We start from the raw sequence: 16,411 nt of genomic DNA on the forward strand, positions 1-16,411 counted from the left end.
GATGCGTCGATGAGCGAGTCCTCCCTGTTCCCGTCACCAGCCGATCCGCAGGACCCGGAGGCACCGCTGCCGCCTCCGTCTCGCCCACGCGGGCCGATGTCGCTGGTGGTGCTGGCGACCCTGGCGGTGGGCTACACGCTATGGGCTGCACAGGACATCATCCTGCCGGTGCTGCTGGCGATGTTCTTCGCACTGGTCGGCAACCCGATCCTGCGCCTGCTGCAGAAACTATGGATTCCGCGCGCGCTGGGCGCGCTGCTGATTCTCGGCGCCGGCCTGGGCGTGACCGGTTCGCTGGCGGTGCAGTTGATCGGCCCGGCGATGGAATGGGCGCAGGAAGCCCCGCAGCAGCTGCGCAAGGTCGCCCGCCAGGTGCAGGACCTGACCAAGCCGGTGCAGCAGGCCAACCAGGCGGCGGAGAACTTCGCGCGCGTCGCCGGCGGCGACAGCAACCACAAGGTGCAGGTGATCCGCACCCAGCTCGACGACCCGTACCGCATGCTGACCCGCGCGCCACGGCTTGCTGCCTCGGTGCTGGCCGTGGTGCTGCTGACCCTGTTCTTCATGATCTATGGGCAGAGCCTGCAGCGCGCGGCGATCGCGCTGTTCCCGAACCGCCAGCAGCAGCGCTTCACCGCCGACATCCTGCGGTCGATCGAACGCGAGGTCTCGCGCTATGTGCTGACCATCAGCGTGATCAACACCCTGGTCGGGCTGGTGTTCGCCGGCGTGCTGATGCTGCTCGGCATTGGCCTGCAGGAGGCGTTGCTGTGGGGCACGGTGGCCGCGCTGCTGAATTTTGCCCCGTATGTCGGCCCGCTGATCGGCGTGGCACTGATGCTGCTGATGGGCTTCGTGGAATTCCGCGACCCGCTGCAGGCGCTGCTGCCGGCGGCCGCGTACCTGGCCCTGCACACTCTGGAAGGGCAGATGGTGACCCCGATCGTGCTGGGCCGGCGCATGAAGCTGTCGCCGCTGGTGCTGATCCTGGCACTGATGGTGTTCGGCTGGGCCTGGGGCATGATCGGCCTGCTGCTGGCGGTGCCGCTGCTGGTCTGCATCAAGCTGGTGCTGGCACGGCTGGACGGCATGCAGGGCTGGGCACGGCTGCTGGAATGAAAGCCCGCGCGGGCAGGCGTAGAATGGAGGGGTGAATTTCCCCGTCCAAGCCATCACTCTCGACCTTGACGACACGCTGTGGCCGTTCGCTCCGATCGGCGCCCGCATCGACCTGGTCCTGCACGAATGGATGCGTGAACACAGCCCCGCCACCGCCGCGATGTATCCGGTGGCGGCGATGCGCGAACTGCGCGAGCGCCTGTACCACGCTCATCCGCACCTCCACCACGACCTGAGCGCGCTGCGTCGGCTGACCCTTCACGAAGCGCTGCACGCCAGCGGCGCCAGCCTCGATCTGCTGGAGCCAGCGTACGAAGTGTTCTACGCCGCGCGCAACCAGGTCGAGTGCTATCCCGATGCGATCGATGCGCTGGCGCGGATTGCCGCGCGGGTGCCGGTGGCAGCGCTGAGCAATGGCAATGCCGATCTGGAGCGGATCGGCCTGGCCCATCATTTCGCCTTCCAGCTGGGCGCGCGCGAACACGGCGCGGCCAAGCCGGAGGCAAGCATCTTCCACGCCGCCTGCACCCGCCTGGGTGTGGCGCCGGCACAGGTACTGCACGTGGGCGACCACGCCGAGATGGACGTGGCCGGGGCGATCGCCGCCGGCCTGCGCGGCTGCTGGATCAACCGCGAAGCAGCCACCTGGACCCATCCGCACCTGCAGCCGGACCTGCAGTTCGACACCCTCACCGGCCTGGCCGACTGGTTGGACGCCAACCTCGACACCGCCGCATCCCGGAGTAACTGACGCATGAGCGAGATCACTGGTTTCACCGCCGACAGCGCCGCGGCGCTGCCTCTGTACGTGCTGGACCGCGAGCAGTTCGCCGCCTGGAAGCAAGGCCAACCGGCCGCGATCCAGGCCTGGCTGGCCTCGCAGGGCTTCAGCGCCGGCGCGCACAGCGTGGCCCTGCTGCCCGGAAGCGATGGCCTGGCCGGTGCGGTGATGGGCGTGGGTGATCGCGCCGATGCCTACAGCTATGCACATGCGCCGCACGCCCTGCCGGAAGGCAGTGTCTGGCAGCTGGCCAATGAACTGCCTGCCGCCGAACTGGCGCTGCTGCAGCTGGGCTGGGGTTTGGGCAGCTACCGCTTCGACCGTTACCGCAAGCGCAACCGCGCCCCGGCGCAGCTGGTGGCCGCACCGTCCGGCGAAGTGGCCGACCTGATCGCCGCCAGCCTGCGCGTGCGCGACTGGGTCAACACCCCGACCGAAGACATGGGGCCGCAGCAGCTGGAAGACGCCGCGCGTGCACTGGCCGCTGCGCATGGTGCGCAGGTCGAGGCGATCACCGGCGATGAACTGCTGAAGCAGAACTTCCCGGCCATCCACGCCGTGGGCCGCGCTTCGCACCGCGCGCCGCGCCTGGTGGTGCTGCGCTGGGGCAAGGAAACCGACCCGGCACTGGTGCTGGTCGGCAAGGGCGTGTGCTTCGATACCGGCGGCCTGGACATCAAGCCGGCCGACGGCATGCGCAACATGAAGAAGGACATGGGCGGCGCCGCGCATGCGCTGGCCCTGGCCGGCCTGGTGATGGCGCGCGGACTGCCGGTGCGCCTGACCCTGCTGGTGCCGGCGGTGGAAAATGCGATCGGTCCGGATGCGTTCCGCCCGGGCGAAGTGATCGCCACCCGCAAGGGCCTGAGCGTGGAGATCGACAACACCGATGCCGAAGGCCGAGTGATCCTGTGCGACGCGCTGACCTTTGCCGGTGAGCAGAAGCCGGACCTGGTGCTGGACTTCGCCACCCTCACCGGTGCCGCGCGCATCGCGCTGGGTCCGGATCTGCCGGCGCTCTTCAGCAACGACGACACGGTGGCGCAGCAGTGGCTGCAGGCCGGCGACGCAACCCGTGACCCGGTCTGGCGCATGCCGCTGTGGCGCCCCTACCTGCGCTATCTGAGCAGCGGCATCGCCGACCTGGCCAATGCCGGTTCGCGCATGGCCGGCTCGGTGACCGCCGCGCTGTACCTGGAGCGCTTCCTGGAAGACGGCCAGCGCTGGGCGCACCTGGACGTGTACGCCTGGAATGATGGAGAACGCCCGGGCCGTCCGGCCGGTGGCGAAGCGCTGGCGCTGCGCTCGGCCTGGGCGATGTTGAAGCAGCGCTACAGCTGATCGAGTGGGTGCCGACCGTTGGTCGGCACGCCGTCCCCGGCAAATCTGACGAAAAATTGAATTTCGGCCCCGGCCGGGTTCTGCGAGGATGTGTGGGTCGACCACCCACACGCTCCGTGAAGGCAGGACTCCGACCATGTCGCTCTTCGGCTACACCCGTGCCGGCCAGACGCCGGGCGCACCGCGCAAGCATTCCCCCCTGCTCTGGATCGCGCTGATCGCGCTCATCCTGGGTACCGTGGCGCTGGCCTTCGCCTGGCTGGCCGGCTGGATGGGCGACCGCCTCACCGCGCAGCGCTTCACCGACACCATCGAGGCCACCGGCCCGGCCCATCCGGGCTTCCGCCGTGCACACAGCAAGGGCATCTGCGTAAGCGGCTGGTTCGAACCCAGCGCGCAGGCCCCTACCCTGTCCAGTGCCCGGGTGTTCTCGCAGACGCGTGTCCCGGTGATGGGCCGCCTGTCGATCGGTGGCGGCGACCCCTACGGCGCCGACAACACCGCACGCGTGCGCAGCCTGGCGGTGCAGATGGTCAGCGATGATGGCCAGGAATGGCGCATGGCGATGAACAGCTTCCCGTTCTTCGCGGTACCCACGGCCGAGGCGTTCTACGAGCAGACGCGCGCCTCGATTCCCGATCCAGCCACCGGCAAGCCGGACCCGCAGAAGATGGCGGTAGTGCTGGCGAAGTACCCCAGTGCGCAGGCGTTCCAGCAGTGGGCGAAGACGGCACCGTGGACCAGCAGTTGGGCCGACACTACCTTCAACAGCGTCAACAGTTTCTGGTTCACCAACGCGCAGGGCCAGAAGCGTGCGGTGCGCTGGCGCTGGCAGCCGCAGGCGCCGGTGGTGGAGATGGATGCGGAAGCGCGCAAGCAGGCCAGCGTCGATTTCCTCAGCCAGGAACTGCAGCAGCGCCTGGCCCGCGGCCCGGTGCGCTGGAACCTGGTCGTGACCACCGCCGAGCCCGGCGACGCCATCGATGATCCGTCGGTGCCGTGGCCCGAATCGCGTGACCAGGTAGTGGCGGGCGTACTCAGCCTGGACCGCATGCAGTCACAGGAACAGGGTGCCTGCGGCCAGATCAACTTCGATCCGCTGATCCTGCCCAGTGGGGTGCGCGGCAGTAATGATCCGATCCTGGCGGCCCGCTCGGCGGTGTACTCGCAGTCCTTCAACCGCCGTGAACGCGAGCGCGCCACCGGCAACGTCGAACAACCGAAGGAGGCCGCACGATGAGCACCGGCAACGGCCACTTCAACCTGCTGGCGCGGGTGCTGCACTGGTCCATGGCGCTGATGATCGTCGCCATGCTGTTCATCGGCGTGACCATGGTCGCCTCGCTGCACCTGCGTCCCGTGCTGATCGACCTGCACCGCCCGCTGGGCATCGCCATCGGCGTACTGGTGCTGCTGCGCCTGTACAACCGGCTGCGCCATCGTCCACCGCCGCTGCCGGCGGACCTGCCCGTGTGGCAGGTGATGGCAGCCAAGGCCTCGCACTGGATGCTGTACGCGCTGATGCTGGCGATGCCGTTGATCGGCTGGGCGATGCTGTCGGCCGGCGGATACCCGATCGTGCTGTGGGGAGGGCTGCACCTGCCGCCGATCGTGCCGCACACCCCGGCGCTGTATGCCGCGTTGCGCAATGCGCACAGCCTGTTGGCCTATGTGTTGTTTGCCACGGTGCTGATGCATGTGGGTGCGGCGTTGTTCCACCTGTGGGTGCGGCGGGATGGCGTGTTCCAGGCGATGGCGCGCGGGAAGGATTGAAAGGATTCGCCGGGCGTTCCCGGCGGATTGTTTCCGCGACCGCGGGGGGGTGTCACTTTCTTTGCGCGCAAAGAAAGTAACCAAAGAAACGCTCCGCCGGCCGCGAGCCGGCGTGCTTCGCACGCCGGTGCCCTGCGCTCCTCGGTCCGTCGAGGGACGGCGCGGGAACTCGCTGCGCTCAGACACCCGCACCTCTTCGCCCTCGCCGGACCTCCGGTGCTCGGCTCGCTTGAAGGCGGACTGGAAGGTCAAGATCAAGAGCAACAGCATCCACGCATGGCGTGGATCTACTGGGTGCAGCTGTGGCTTTTGACGTTGGGTCCGCCTTCTAGCGAGCCGAGCATCGCAGGGGAATCAGGGGCGTAGAGGCGCCGGTGTTTGAGCGAAACGAGTTCGGCGCCGTCCCCTGATTCCCCGAGAAGCGCAGGGCACCGGTGCGTAGCACCGGCTCGCGCTCTGGCGGCGTGTTTCTTTGGTTACTTTCTTTGCACGAGCAAAGAAAGTGACACCTCTCCGCGGTCGCGGAAACAATCCGCCGGGCAGCGCCCGGCGCTACCAGTGCGTCGGCGCACGCCGCTACAACCACCCCTTCTGCCGCGCCAGCCGGTACGCCTCGATCCGGTTGGCCACGCCCAGCTTGCCGATGCACTCGGACAGGTAATTGCGCACCGTACCGTGCGACAGCCCCAGCTGCTCGGCGATCTCGCTGGCGGTGCGGCCCTCGCCCGCCAGCCGCAGCACGCGGCGCTCGCGGTCGGTCAGCGGGTCGGCCTGCGACCACGCATCCAGTGCCAGCTGCGGGTCGATCGCGCGGATGCCCTGCTTCACCTTGCGCAGTGCATCGGCCAGGTTCTCGGCCGGTGCGTCCTTCAGCAGGTAGCCCAGCACGCCGGCTTCCAGCGCGCGTCGCAGGAAACCTGCGCGGGCGAAGGTGGTCACGATCACCACCTTGATCGGCAGTTCATGACGGGCAATGCGCTGGGCCAGTTCCAGCCCGGACAGGCCCGGCATCTCGATGTCGGTCACCAGGATGTCCGGCTGCAGCTGCTGCAGCATGCGCCACGCGGTTTCGCCGTCGGCGGCACTGCCCAGCACCTCGATATCCGGCTCCAGGCCCAGCAGCGCCGACAGTGCGCCGCGTACCATCGCCTGGTCCTCGGCCAGCAGGATGCGGATCATGCGGCACCGTCCTGTGCCAGCGACGGCGGCGTTCCCGGCGGCAACGGTGTGGTCGCGGCAGCCAGCGGCACGCGCACGGTCAGTAGCGTGCCCTCGCCCCTTGCGGACTGTACCTGCAGGCTGCCCCCCAGGGCGGCCACGCGTTCGCGCATGCCGCTCAGCCCGTTGCCCTCGGCCTGCACGCCGCCACGACCATCGTCGCGGATCTGCATTGCCAGCATGCGTCCCTCCAGCATGAACTCCACCCGTGCCTGTGTCGCCTGTGCATGGCGCACGATATTGGTCGCGGCCTCGCGCAGCACCAGCGCCAGCCCGCGTTCGACATCCACCGGCATCGCCGGTGGCGGTGCGTATTGCAGGTGGACCTGCTGGCATTCCAGCAGCAGCCGCGCCGAGGCCAGCTCACCGGCCAGGTCACTGGCACGGATGCCGGTCACCGCACTGCGCACCTGCGCCAGTGCCTCGCGCGCGATGGCCTCGGCCTCGCCGATCTCCTGCCGCGCGCGTGCATCACCGCGGTCGTGCAGCTTGCGCGCCAGTTCCAGCTTCAACGTGATCAGCGACAGGGTGTGGCCGAGCAGGTCGTGCAGGTCGCGGCCGATGCGTTCGCGCTCTGCAGTGGCGGCGAGCCGCCGCACCTCGTCCTGCGAAAGCTGCAGTGCCGCATCCTTCTGCTGGTTGAGTGCCTCCACGTTCACGACCAGGCCGACGATATAGGACACGGCGGGGATCCAGACCAGGCTCTGCCACGGGTACTGGAACAGCAGGGCGAGGCTGCAGAACAGGAGGTTCAGACCAGTGAGCTGCAGCAGATACTGCCACCAGCCTCCGCGACCGCTCACCCGCAGCAGCACGCAGCCGAACACGAAGTAGGTCAGCCCGGACGGGTACCAGGGCAGCAGCACCAGCGACATCGCGATCAGGCCCAGAGCATAGCGCGGGGCGTGATGGCGCGGCGCCACCATCACCTTGGCGTACAGCAGCAGGAACACCGGATAGCTGGCCAGCGTCAGCAGCAGCCAGCGCAGGGTGAAGCCATGGCCAAGCAAGGGCGTCAGGAAGATCCACACTGACCACAGCAGGTGGATTGCCTCGCCCCAGGGGGACTTTCCCCGGCGCAGCGTATCGGCCACCGCCGAGTCCGGCGCGGGGCGCAGCAGCGAGGCAAGCCATGTCGACGGCACGGGCGGTTCCAGGCGGGGACGATCGCCGCCGATCATGCCAGTTCAGCCGCCTGCGCGCAGGCGCCACCACCGGCCGGGCGGCACCGGCGCAACCGAGCGCGGATCACGGTACGCTTGGCGGCGCCGCTGCGGCGGGCCGGCAACAGAGTGATCGGATCCATGGGCGGTACCGGTAGCGGGGACGTTGCCATCCTGTGCCGCCGTGGTCACGTTTCGCAGTTGCCGCCGTCAGTGTCATCGGGTGACAGCTGTCACTGCCGTCATCGCTGTGTCTGCCTTCATGCTGTGCCGCACGCTCCACCGCCGGAACCGCCGCCGCCCGCCCTTCCGGCCACACCCGCCCAAACGCCTGTGATGGAACGAATGAACGCTTCTGCCGAGCTGTTGAAGGAACTCCGTATCGACCGCAAATCGCCGCCGCCCGCCTCCGGCAGCAGTGGCGGTGGCCGCCGCTGGCTGTGGATCGCGATCATCGTGGTCGTGCTGCTGGTCGCCGCGGCCGTGGCCTTCCTGTTCGGTCGCGCACCGGCCGAAGAGGTGGAAACGGCTCCCGCCGTGGCCATCCAGCAGGGCAGCGCCAGCAGTTCGGTGCTCGACGCCAGTGGCTACGTGGTTGCCCGTCGCATGGCCACGGTGTCGGCCAAGATCACCGGCAAGGTGCGCGAGGTGATGATCGAGGAAGGCATGCGGGTCGAAGCCGGCCAGGTGATGGCCACGCTCGACCCGATCGATGCCGACGCGCAGCGCAGCCTGTACGCCTCGCAGCTGCAGGCTGCGCGCAGCCAGGTGGCCGGGCTGGAGGCACAGCAGAGGCAGGCCGCCGCCGAAGCCAGCCGCCTGCAGGCGCTGGTTGGCCAGCAGCTGGTCTCGCGCTCGCAGTACGACCAGGCCGTGGCCCAGCGCGACAGCCTGCGTGCGCAGCTGGATACCGCGCAGCGCAACGTCAAGGTTGCCAACGACCAGCTGGCCATCGCCGACCTGGGCGTAGACAACAACATCGTGCGCGCGCCGTTCTCCGGCGTGGTCACCGCCAAGGCGGCGCAGCCCGGCGAGATCGTTTCGCCGCTGTCGGCGGGTGGTGGGTTCACCCGTACCGGCATCGGCACCATCGTGGACATGGACTCGCTGGAGATCGAAGTCGAGGTCGGCGAGGCCTTCATCGGCCGCGTGCAGCCGAAGATGCCGGTGGAAGCCACGCTCAACGCCTACCCGGAATGGAAGATTCCCGGCGAGGTGATCGCCATCATCCCCACCGCCGACCGCGGCAAGGCCACGGTGAAGGTGCGCGTGGCGCTGAAGGTGAAGGACCCGCGCATCGTGCCGGAGATGGGCGTGCGGGTCAGCTTCCTGGAACAGGCGCAGCCGCAGGCGGCCGCCAAGCCGCAGGGTGTGCGCGTGCCGGGCGGCGCCGTGGTCCAGCGCGAGGGTGCCTCGGTGGCCTTCGTGCTGGGTGACGGGAACCGCGTGCAGCAGCGCACGGTCGAGGCCGGCCAGGCGATGGGCAAGGACCGCCAGATCCTCAAGGGCGTGAGCGCAGGTGAGACGGTGGTGGTGAACCCGCCGGACACCCTGCGCGATGGCGCCAAGGTGCAACAGAAACAAGCGCAGTAACGGCCTGGCGCCCATGGGCGCCGCCGGCAACACCGCTCGACGCACGCCTGCGGCCACCGCAGGTGCGCTTCCCCGTTTCCCGCCTTCCGTGGAGAACCACCCATGTCGACCCTGGTTTCACTGCGCAACATCACCAAGACCTACCAGCGTGGCCCCGAGAAAGTGCAGGTGCTGCACGGCATCGACCTGGACATCGCCAGCGGCGACTTCGTCGCGCTGATGGGCCCGTCCGGTTCGGGCAAGACCACCCTGCTCAACCTGATCGGCGGCCTGGACAACCCCAGCGGCGGCGAGATCAGCATCGAGGGCGAGCGCATCGACCAGATGAGCGGCGGCCAGCTGTCGACCTGGCGCAGCCACCACGTCGGCTTCGTGTTCCAGTTCTACAACCTGATGCCGATGCTGACCGCGCAGAAGAACGTGGAACTGCCGCTGCTGCTGACCCACCTCAGCGCGGCGCAGCGCCGCCGCAATGCCGAGATCGCGCTCACCCTGGTCGGCCTGGCCGACCGCCGCAGCCACCGCCCGAATGAACTGTCCGGCGGCCAGCAGCAGCGCGTGGCGATCGCCCGCGCGATCGTCTCCGACCCGACCTTCCTGATCTGCGACGAACCCACCGGCGACCTCGACCGCCAATCGGCCGAGGAGATCCTCGGCCTGCTGCAGCAGCTCAACCGCGAGCACGGCAAGACCATCATCATGGTCACCCATGACCCGAAGGCCGCCGAGTACGCCACCCACACGGTGCATCTGGACAAGGGCGAGCTGGCCGACGCGCCGCTGGCCCACTGACGGAGGCCACGGCGATGAAATACTTCTCGTTGGTGTGGGCGCAGCTGTTCCGCAGCCGCACGCGCACGTTGCTGACCCTGCTCTCGGTGGTGGCCGCGTTCCTGCTGTTCGGCATGCTCGATTCGGTGCGCGTGGCGTTCTCGTCGGGTGGCAGCGTGGAAGGCGCCAACCGCCTGGTGGTGGCCTCGCGGTTGTCGATCACCCAGTCACTGCCGATCCGCCTGGAAGCACAGGTCCGCCAGGTGGCCGGCGTGCGTGACGTGGCCTACGGCATGTGGTTCGGTGGCATCTACCAGGACCCGAAGAACTTCTTCCCGAACTTCTCGGTCTCGCCCAACTACTTCGACGTGTACCGCGAACTGCAGATCGACCCGGCGCAGCTGGAAGACTGGAAGCAGACCCGCACCGGCGCCATCGTCGGCGAGACCCTGGCCAAGCAGTTCGGCTGGAAGATCGGCGATACCATCCCGCTGCAGGCGACGATCTTTCCGCGTGGCGGCAGCAACGACTGGCCACTGGTGCTCAAGGGCATCTACCGCTCCAAGGACCGCGCGCTGGCTGCCAACGAAGAGCGCCAGCTGATGATGAACTGGAAGTACTTCGATGAATCCAACGACTACATCAAGAACCAGGTGAGCTGGTACACGGTGACGCTGGACAACCCGGACCACTCTTCGCGGGTGGCACAGGCGATCGATGCGATCTCGGCCAACTCCGACCACGAGACCAAGACCCAGACCGAATCCGCCTTCCAGCAGGCCTTCGTCAAGCAGTTCGCGGACATCGGCATGATCGTCACCTCGATCATGGGCGCGGTGTTCTTCACCCTGCTGCTGTTGACCGGCAACACCATGGCGCAGGCCGTGCGTGAGCGCGTGCCGGAGCTGGCCACGCTGAAAACGCTGGGCTTCAAGGACAGCACCGTGCTGACCCTGGTGATGGTGGAATCGGTGCTGCTGATCGGCCTCGGTGGCCTGATCGGCATGGGCCTGGCCGCCCTGATCCTGCCGGCGATCGGCCCGAAGAGCATGGGCATGCTGCCGCCACACGTACCAACGCCGACCTGGCTGATGGGGCTGGGCCTGATCGTGGTGATCGGCATCATCGTCGGGCTGCTGCCCGCGCTGCGTGCCAAGCGCCTGAAGATCGTCGATGCACTGGCCGGCCGCTGAGGAGGATTGCAGATGAACAAGCTCAAGAAGTGGCTGGGCAACGGCGTAACGGTGCTGCTGCTTGCGATCGGCCTGGTGTTGTGGATCGGGCTGCCATGGTTTGGCGTGCTGGCCGTGGCCGTGCTGGTAGCGCTGTGGCTGCTGCTGACCCGCGGCGGACGGCTGGCGTTGGCCGCCACCCGCATCGGCGTGGCCAGCCTGCCGCAGCGCTGGGGCGCGTCCTCGGTGATCGTGGTCGGCATTGCCGGCGTGGTCGGCGTGCTGGTGGCGATGCTGGCGATGGGCGAAGGCTTCCAGGCCACGCTCAACAACACCGGCGATGACACCACCGCCATCGTGCTGCGCGGTGGCTCGCAGGCCGAGACCAACTCGGTGATCACCCGCGAGCAGGTACCGATGCTGTCCACCCTGCCCGGCATCAGCCGCGATGCGCAGGGCCGGCCGTTGCTGTCACCGGAACTGTCGCAGGTGGTCAACCTGGTGTCCAAGTCCGATGGCACCGACGTCAACGCGCAGTTCCGCGGCGTCGGCCCGCAGGCATGGGCCGTGCATGACAAGGTCAAGATCGTTGAGGGCCGCAAGTTCGCCACCGGGCTGCGCGAGATCGTGGTCGGCCAGGGCGCCAAGGGCCAGTTCCGCGACATGGAGGTCGGCAGGACGCTGACCCTGGGCAACCAGGCCTGGACCGTTGTGGGCGTGTTCGCCACTGGCGATGCGCATGATTCGGAACTGTGGACCGACGCCGATACGCTGGCCACCACCTACCAGCGCAGCGCCTGGCAGTCGATCAGCGTGCGCACCGAGGGCAAGGCTGGCTTCGATCAGTTCAAGGCGGCCGTCGCTGCCGACCCGCGCCTGAAGCTGGACGTGGAAACCACCCGCGTCTACTACAGCAAGCAGGGCGGCGGGCTGACCAAGCTGATCGACATCCTCGGCAAGGTGATCGGCACGATCATGGCGGTCGGTGCGGTGTTCGGCGCGCTCAACACCATGTATGCGGCCGTGGCCACGCGCGCCCGCGAAATCGCCACCATGCGTGCGATCGGCTTCCGCGGCCTGCCGGTGGTGACGGCCGTGATGCTGGAAACGATGCTGCTGGCGCTGCTCGGTGGCCTGCTCGGCTGTGCGGTTGCATGGCTGCTGTTCAATGGCTACAGCGTGTCCACCATCGGCAGCAACTTCAGTGCGGTGGTGTTCAAGTTCCACGTTTCGCCGGAACTGCTGTGGACCGGCCTGAAATGGGCACTGGGCATCGGCCTGGTCGGCGGCCTGTTCCCGGCGCTGCGCGCGGCACGTTTGCCGATCACCACGGCGCTGCGCGAAACCTGAGCCCCGGCTTCGCAGCGGCACACCCGCAAGGACGGAGCGAAGGCTCCGTCCTTTTTTCCGTCATGCGTCTGTGGATTGTTGGACACGATTCATCTTGGCGGCACGCTGCGGGACCGTTGCCAACGGAAACCCTCTAGAATCGCGCGCCCATCATCTGTATCCGCGTTCCCACCACGGCCATCTCTCTCCTGGCCATGGCTGGAAGCAGAACGGCGCCTCTCGGGGCGCCGTTCTTTTTGCGCGAAGGCGGGGTCAGAGCCCTCCGCGTTGCGGAGGGATCCGACCCCGTAGCCCCGCCTGCGTTACTGCTTGGCGCGCATCGTGCGGATGTTGTCGCCGACGAACAGGATCAGGCCGGCCCAGATCGCGGCAAAGCCGATCGCCTTGGCGGTATCGAACGCTTCGTGAAAGAAGAACACGCCCAGCAGCAGCTGCAGGCTCGGTGCGATGTACTGCAGGATGCCGACCAGCGACAGCGGAATGCGCTTCACACCGTAGGCAAAGCCGATCAGTGGCACAGCAGTCACTACGCCGCCGAAGATCAGCAGCAGGTCGTTGCGCCAGCCCCAACCATGGAAGAACGCACCGCCGTGGCCGTTCTCGGCCCAGATCGCAAACGCCAGCGCCGGCAGGAACAGGTACATGCTCTCCACCCCGAGGCCGGCCACCGGGTCGACCGAGACCAGCTTGCGCAGCAGGCCATACAGGCCGAACGAACAGGCCAGGCCCAGCGCGATCCACGGTGGCGTACCTGCATCGATGGTCAGCCAAGCCACGCCCACCGCCGCCATCGCCACCGCTACCCACTGCAGCCGGCGCAGCCGTTCCTTCAGCACCAGCACACCCAGCAGCACGTTCACCAGCGGGTTGATGAAGTAGCCCAGGCTGGTCTCGATGACATGACCGGCGTTGACCGCCCAGATGTACAGGCCCCAGTTGAACGCGATGGTCAGGCTCGACACCAGCAGGATCGGCAGCGCGCGCGGCTGCGCGGCGATCTTCTGCCACCAGCCCAGGCGCGCACTGATCAACAGCCAACCCAGCACCAGCACCGTGCTCCAGATGATGCGGTGGGCGATGATCTGAAACGAGGGCACCTCGTTGAGCAGGTGCCAATAGACCGGCACCAGGCCCCAGATCACGAAGGTGGATGCGGTGACCAGCAGGCCCCGGCGCTGTTCTTTCTCGTCCATGCTCACTTCTTTCTCGTCCTTGCCATTGTCAGCACCACCACACCCAGAAGAATCACCGCCATCGCCAGCAGATCGCGCCAACCGAAGCGCTCACCGTTGAGCAGCGCGCCCAGCAGCACCGCGATCACCGGATTGACGTACGCGTAGCTGCCTGCGAGCGCGGGGCGCACGTTCTGCAGCAGCCACACGTAGGCAGTGAACGCGACGATGGAGCCGAACACGCACAGGTAGGCCATCGCCAGCAGGCCACCGGTATCGGGCAGCGTGGTCGGGCGCTCGCCCACCGCCAGGCCGATCAGCACCAGCAGCACGCCGCCGCAGATCATCTGCCCGGCCGCGGTCATGAACGGACCCGGCAGGTCCAGGCCGCGTGCCCACACAGAACCGAAGGCCCAGCCGATCGGCGCGATCAGCAGCAATACCAGCCCGGTCGGCGAGCCGGTCAGGCTGCTGCCGGCATTGAGCCAGACCACACCGAGGAAGCCGATGGCGATGCCCAGCCACTCACCACGGCTGGCATGTTGCCCGCGCAGCGCCGAGAACAGCGCCATCCACAGCGGCACCGAGGCCACCGCCGTGGCGGCCAGGCCCGAAGACACCTCACGCTCGGCCAGCACCACCATGCCATTGCCCAGCACCAGCATGGTCACGCCCATCACCACCAGGTTGCGCCACTGCCGCAGCGTCGGGTTCGGCAGCTTCCAGAACAGGCGCAGCGCAAGGAACACCAGGCCGCCGGCAATGATGAAGCGGCTGCCGGAGACCATCGTCAGCGGCAGTGCGCCGCCGTGCAGGGCCTTGGCGATGCCCAGGTAGGTCGAACCCCAGACCACGTAGACCAGCAGCAGTGCCAGCGCGACAAGGCCACCCCGGGGGGCAGCCGCAGACGAAGAGGGGGGAGCCGACATGACACACCAGGGAGCCGGGGGAAGGCGGATTCTAGGACGTTTTGAGTATGGTCCGGGACCCCATACGGTGGCACGCTGTCATCCATCCATGCACCCTGCTCTGGTCTGCTACCCCGTGTTGACGGCCGATGCAGTACCAAGAGGGCTGCCCGGTCGCGCCGTCCCAAGGCCGGACGCCGTTTTCCCTGCGCACGGACGCGCCGCATCGAGGATTTCCACCCAGATGAGCACCACGTCCCAACCTGTTGTCCCCGCGAACGACCGTGCCGCCCTGCGGCGGTCGATCTCCAACACCCTCAAAGGCTCCGCCGGCAACCTGGTGGAGTGGTACGACGTCTACGTGTACTCGGTGTTCGCCGTGTACTTCGAATCGCAGTTCTTCTCGCCCGACGACAAGAACTCCACCCTGTACGTGTGGGCGATCTTCGCGGCGACCTTCCTGATGCGCCCGATCGGCGCCTGGTTCTTCGGCCGCTTCGCCGACCGCCACGGCCGCCGCCTGGCGCTGACCGTCTCGGTCACGTTGATGGCGCTGTGCTCGTTCCTCATCGCCATCACCCCCACCGCCGCGAGCATCGGCATCTGGGCCGCCGTGATCCTGTTGTTCGCACGCCTGCTGCAGGGCTTCGCCACTGGCGGCGAGTATGGTGCCAGCGCCACTTACATGTCCGAGGCCGCCATTCCGGGGCGTCGCGGCTTCCTGTCCTCGTTCCACTACGTCACCCTGGTCGGCGGCCACGTGCTGGCCCAGCTGACCCTGCTGCTGATGCTGACCTTCTGGGGCAAGCCGGAGATCTCCGAGTGGGGCTGGCGCATCGCCTTCGGTATCGGTGGCATCGCCGCGGTAGTGGTGTTCTGGCTGCGCCGGGGCATGGACGAATCGCTGTCGGAGTCGTCGATCGAGGCCGCGCGCGAGGGCAAGGCAAAGAAGTCCGGTTCGATGTACGAGCTGTTCGTGCACCAGTGGCGGCCGCTGCTGCTGTGCTTCCTGATCACCGCTGGCGGCACCGTGGCCTTCTACACCTACTCGGTGAACGGCCCGAAGATGATCCAGAGCGCCTTCGCCGGCAACGACCCGATGACCGGCACCCTGATCAACCTGGGCGTGCTGGCCTTCCTGATGGTGCTGCAACCGGTCGGCGGCTGGCTGTCGGACATCATCGGCCGCAAGACCCTGCTGGTGTTCTTCGGCGTCGGCGGCGTGCTGTACAGCTGGTACCTGATCACCCAGCTGCCGCACCAGCATGACGCCACCCTGGCCTTCCTGACCCTGGCGCTGGCGTTCGTCATCCTCACCGGCTACACCTCGATCAACGCGGTGGTGAAGGCTGAGCTGTTCCCCACCCACGTGCGCGCACTGGGCGTGGGCCTGGGCTATGCGCTGGCCAACTCGCTGTTCGGCGGCACCGCCCCGCTGCTGTACCAGGGCGCGCTGAAGACCGGCCACGTCGATTGGTTCGCCATCTACGTGACCGCGACGATCGCGGTATCGTTGGTGGTCTATGTGTTCTTCCTTACCAACAAGGGCCCGAACTGGCTCGACGGCACCCGCAAGTAAGCGCGTTGCCCTGATCGCGGCCACTGGTGCAATGCCGGTGGCCGCTACCTCTCCCGCCACCGCGCTGATGTGGATCGCGGTGACACTGGCCGCAGCCACGGCAGTGGCCTGGGTGCTGCGCCGCCCCAACGCGCAGGCCACGTGGCCGCGCACGGGGTTCGGGGTCGCCCTGCTGGTGGTCTGCGCCGCGCTGGCGCTGCAGCTGGCGGTGGACCTGGGCAGTGGCCACAGCTCGCTGCAGCTGCGGCTGCATCGCGGCGTCAACGCCGGGTCGCTGGTCGGCCTGCGCACGATGGTGGCGTGCTATCTGGCCGCGCTCGCTGCCGGCGGCTGGGGCGCATGGAAGCTGCTGCGCCGGCGCCGGTAGTACCGGCCGCTGGCCGGCAAAGCCACCTTCTTTCGGTAGTGCCGGCCGCTGGCCGGCAAAGCCAGTTCTTTCGGTAGTGCCGGCCGCTGGCCGGCAACCTCATG

General features: G+C 67.8%; 16 protein-coding genes. 11 read left to right on the forward strand and 5 right to left on the reverse strand.

The window, feature by feature from the left end; translation table 11 throughout:
- Window positions 1-9 precede the first annotated feature (9 nt).
- The 5 genes from KXV01_RS12840 to KXV01_RS12860 all read left to right on the forward strand — a co-directional run bounded on the left by KXV01_RS12840 (window position 10) and on the right by KXV01_RS12860 (window position 5,014).
- Entirely contained in the window at window positions 10-1,119 is a 1,110-nt protein-coding gene (locus tag KXV01_RS12840) for an AI-2E family transporter (RefSeq protein WP_049414302.1), read from the forward strand.
- Window positions 1,120-1,150: 31 nt separating this feature from the next.
- Window positions 1,151-1,870, forward strand: coding sequence for an HAD-IA family hydrolase (locus tag KXV01_RS12845; RefSeq protein WP_049414299.1), 720 nt, complete (start codon window positions 1,151-1,153; stop codon window positions 1,868-1,870).
- Between the two features lie 3 nt (window positions 1,871-1,873).
- The gene (locus KXV01_RS12850) at window positions 1,874-3,241 is read left to right on the forward strand and encodes a M17 family metallopeptidase (RefSeq protein WP_100478994.1); all 1,368 of its coding nucleotides are present in this window, start codon (window positions 1,874-1,876) and stop codon (window positions 3,239-3,241) included.
- Window positions 3,242-3,377: 136 nt separating this feature from the next.
- Window positions 3,378-4,481, forward strand: coding sequence for a catalase family peroxidase (locus KXV01_RS12855; RefSeq protein ID WP_049414295.1), 1,104 nt, complete (start codon window positions 3,378-3,380; stop codon window positions 4,479-4,481).
- Entirely contained in the window at window positions 4,478-5,014 is a 537-nt protein-coding gene (locus KXV01_RS12860) for a cytochrome b (protein ID WP_099488047.1), read from the forward strand. Before KXV01_RS12855 ends, KXV01_RS12860 begins: the two co-directional genes overlap by 4 nt.
- Window positions 5,015-5,590: 576 nt before the next feature.
- Here the strand turns inward: KXV01_RS12860 and KXV01_RS12865 are convergent.
- The 3 genes from KXV01_RS12865 to KXV01_RS12875 are packed head-to-tail and all read right to left on the reverse strand — an operon-like array spanning window position 5,591 to window position 7,538.
- Entirely contained in the window at window positions 5,591-6,193 is a 603-nt protein-coding gene (locus tag KXV01_RS12865) for a response regulator transcription factor (protein ID WP_014645643.1), read from the reverse strand.
- On the reverse strand, window positions 6,190-7,413 hold the full coding sequence (locus tag KXV01_RS12870; RefSeq protein ID WP_049439699.1) for a sensor histidine kinase: 1,224 nt from the start codon (window positions 7,411-7,413) through the stop codon (window positions 6,190-6,192). The genes KXV01_RS12865 and KXV01_RS12870 overlap by 4 nt, the downstream gene beginning before the upstream one ends.
- Entirely contained in the window at window positions 7,410-7,538 is a 129-nt protein-coding gene (locus tag KXV01_RS12875) for a hypothetical protein (protein WP_263467834.1), read from the reverse strand. Before KXV01_RS12875 ends, KXV01_RS12870 begins: the two co-directional genes overlap by 4 nt.
- 202 nt (window positions 7,539-7,740) lie before the next feature.
- On the opposite strand from KXV01_RS12875, the gene KXV01_RS12880 reads away from it, so the two are divergent.
- The 4 genes from KXV01_RS12880 to KXV01_RS12895 all read left to right on the forward strand — a co-directional run bounded on the left by KXV01_RS12880 (window position 7,741) and on the right by KXV01_RS12895 (window position 12,281).
- On the forward strand, window positions 7,741-8,988 hold the full coding sequence (locus KXV01_RS12880; RefSeq protein WP_049412546.1) for an efflux RND transporter periplasmic adaptor subunit: 1,248 nt from the start codon (window positions 7,741-7,743) through the stop codon (window positions 8,986-8,988).
- A 102-nt stretch (window positions 8,989-9,090) separates the two neighbouring features.
- A complete protein-coding gene (locus KXV01_RS12885; protein WP_049412548.1) occupies window positions 9,091-9,780 on the forward strand; it encodes an ABC transporter ATP-binding protein in 690 nt (229 codons plus the stop codon).
- Between the two features lie 14 nt (window positions 9,781-9,794).
- Entirely contained in the window at window positions 9,795-10,952 is a 1,158-nt protein-coding gene (locus KXV01_RS12890) for an ABC transporter permease (protein ID WP_005420575.1), read from the forward strand.
- Window positions 10,953-10,964: 12 nt separating this feature from the next.
- On the forward strand, window positions 10,965-12,281 hold the full coding sequence (locus KXV01_RS12895) for an ABC transporter permease (protein ID WP_100478998.1): 1,317 nt from the start codon (window positions 10,965-10,967) through the stop codon (window positions 12,279-12,281).
- 302 nt (window positions 12,282-12,583) lie between these two features.
- Here the strand turns inward: KXV01_RS12895 and rarD are convergent, their stop codons facing one another.
- Together rarD and yedA are read right to left on the reverse strand one after the other, a co-directional pair.
- The gene (gene rarD, locus KXV01_RS12900) at window positions 12,584-13,480 is read right to left on the reverse strand and encodes an EamA family transporter RarD (protein WP_049412555.1); all 897 of its coding nucleotides are present in this window, start codon (window positions 13,478-13,480) and stop codon (window positions 12,584-12,586) included.
- Entirely contained in the window at window positions 13,477-14,382 is a 906-nt protein-coding gene (gene yedA, locus KXV01_RS12905; protein WP_263467835.1) for a drug/metabolite exporter YedA, read from the reverse strand. Before yedA ends, rarD begins: the two co-directional genes overlap by 4 nt.
- Before the next feature lie 223 nt (window positions 14,383-14,605).
- Between yedA and KXV01_RS12910 the strand changes: the two genes are divergently transcribed.
- Both KXV01_RS12910 and KXV01_RS12915 read left to right on the forward strand, forming a co-directional pair.
- Complete coding sequence (locus tag KXV01_RS12910; protein WP_005420583.1) at window positions 14,606-15,940, forward strand: MFS transporter; 1,335 nt, start codon at window positions 14,606-14,608, stop codon at window positions 15,938-15,940.
- Between the two features lie 31 nt (window positions 15,941-15,971).
- Window positions 15,972-16,307, forward strand: a complete 336-nt coding sequence (locus KXV01_RS12915; RefSeq protein WP_239666619.1) for a hypothetical protein — start codon at window positions 15,972-15,974, stop codon at window positions 16,305-16,307.
- Window positions 16,308-16,411: the final 104 nt, after the last annotated feature.

Origin of the sequence: Stenotrophomonas sp. Ps181, assembly GCF_025697425.1 — a bacterium.
Classification (GTDB): Bacteria; Pseudomonadota; Gammaproteobacteria; order Xanthomonadales; family Xanthomonadaceae; genus Stenotrophomonas; species Stenotrophomonas sepilia.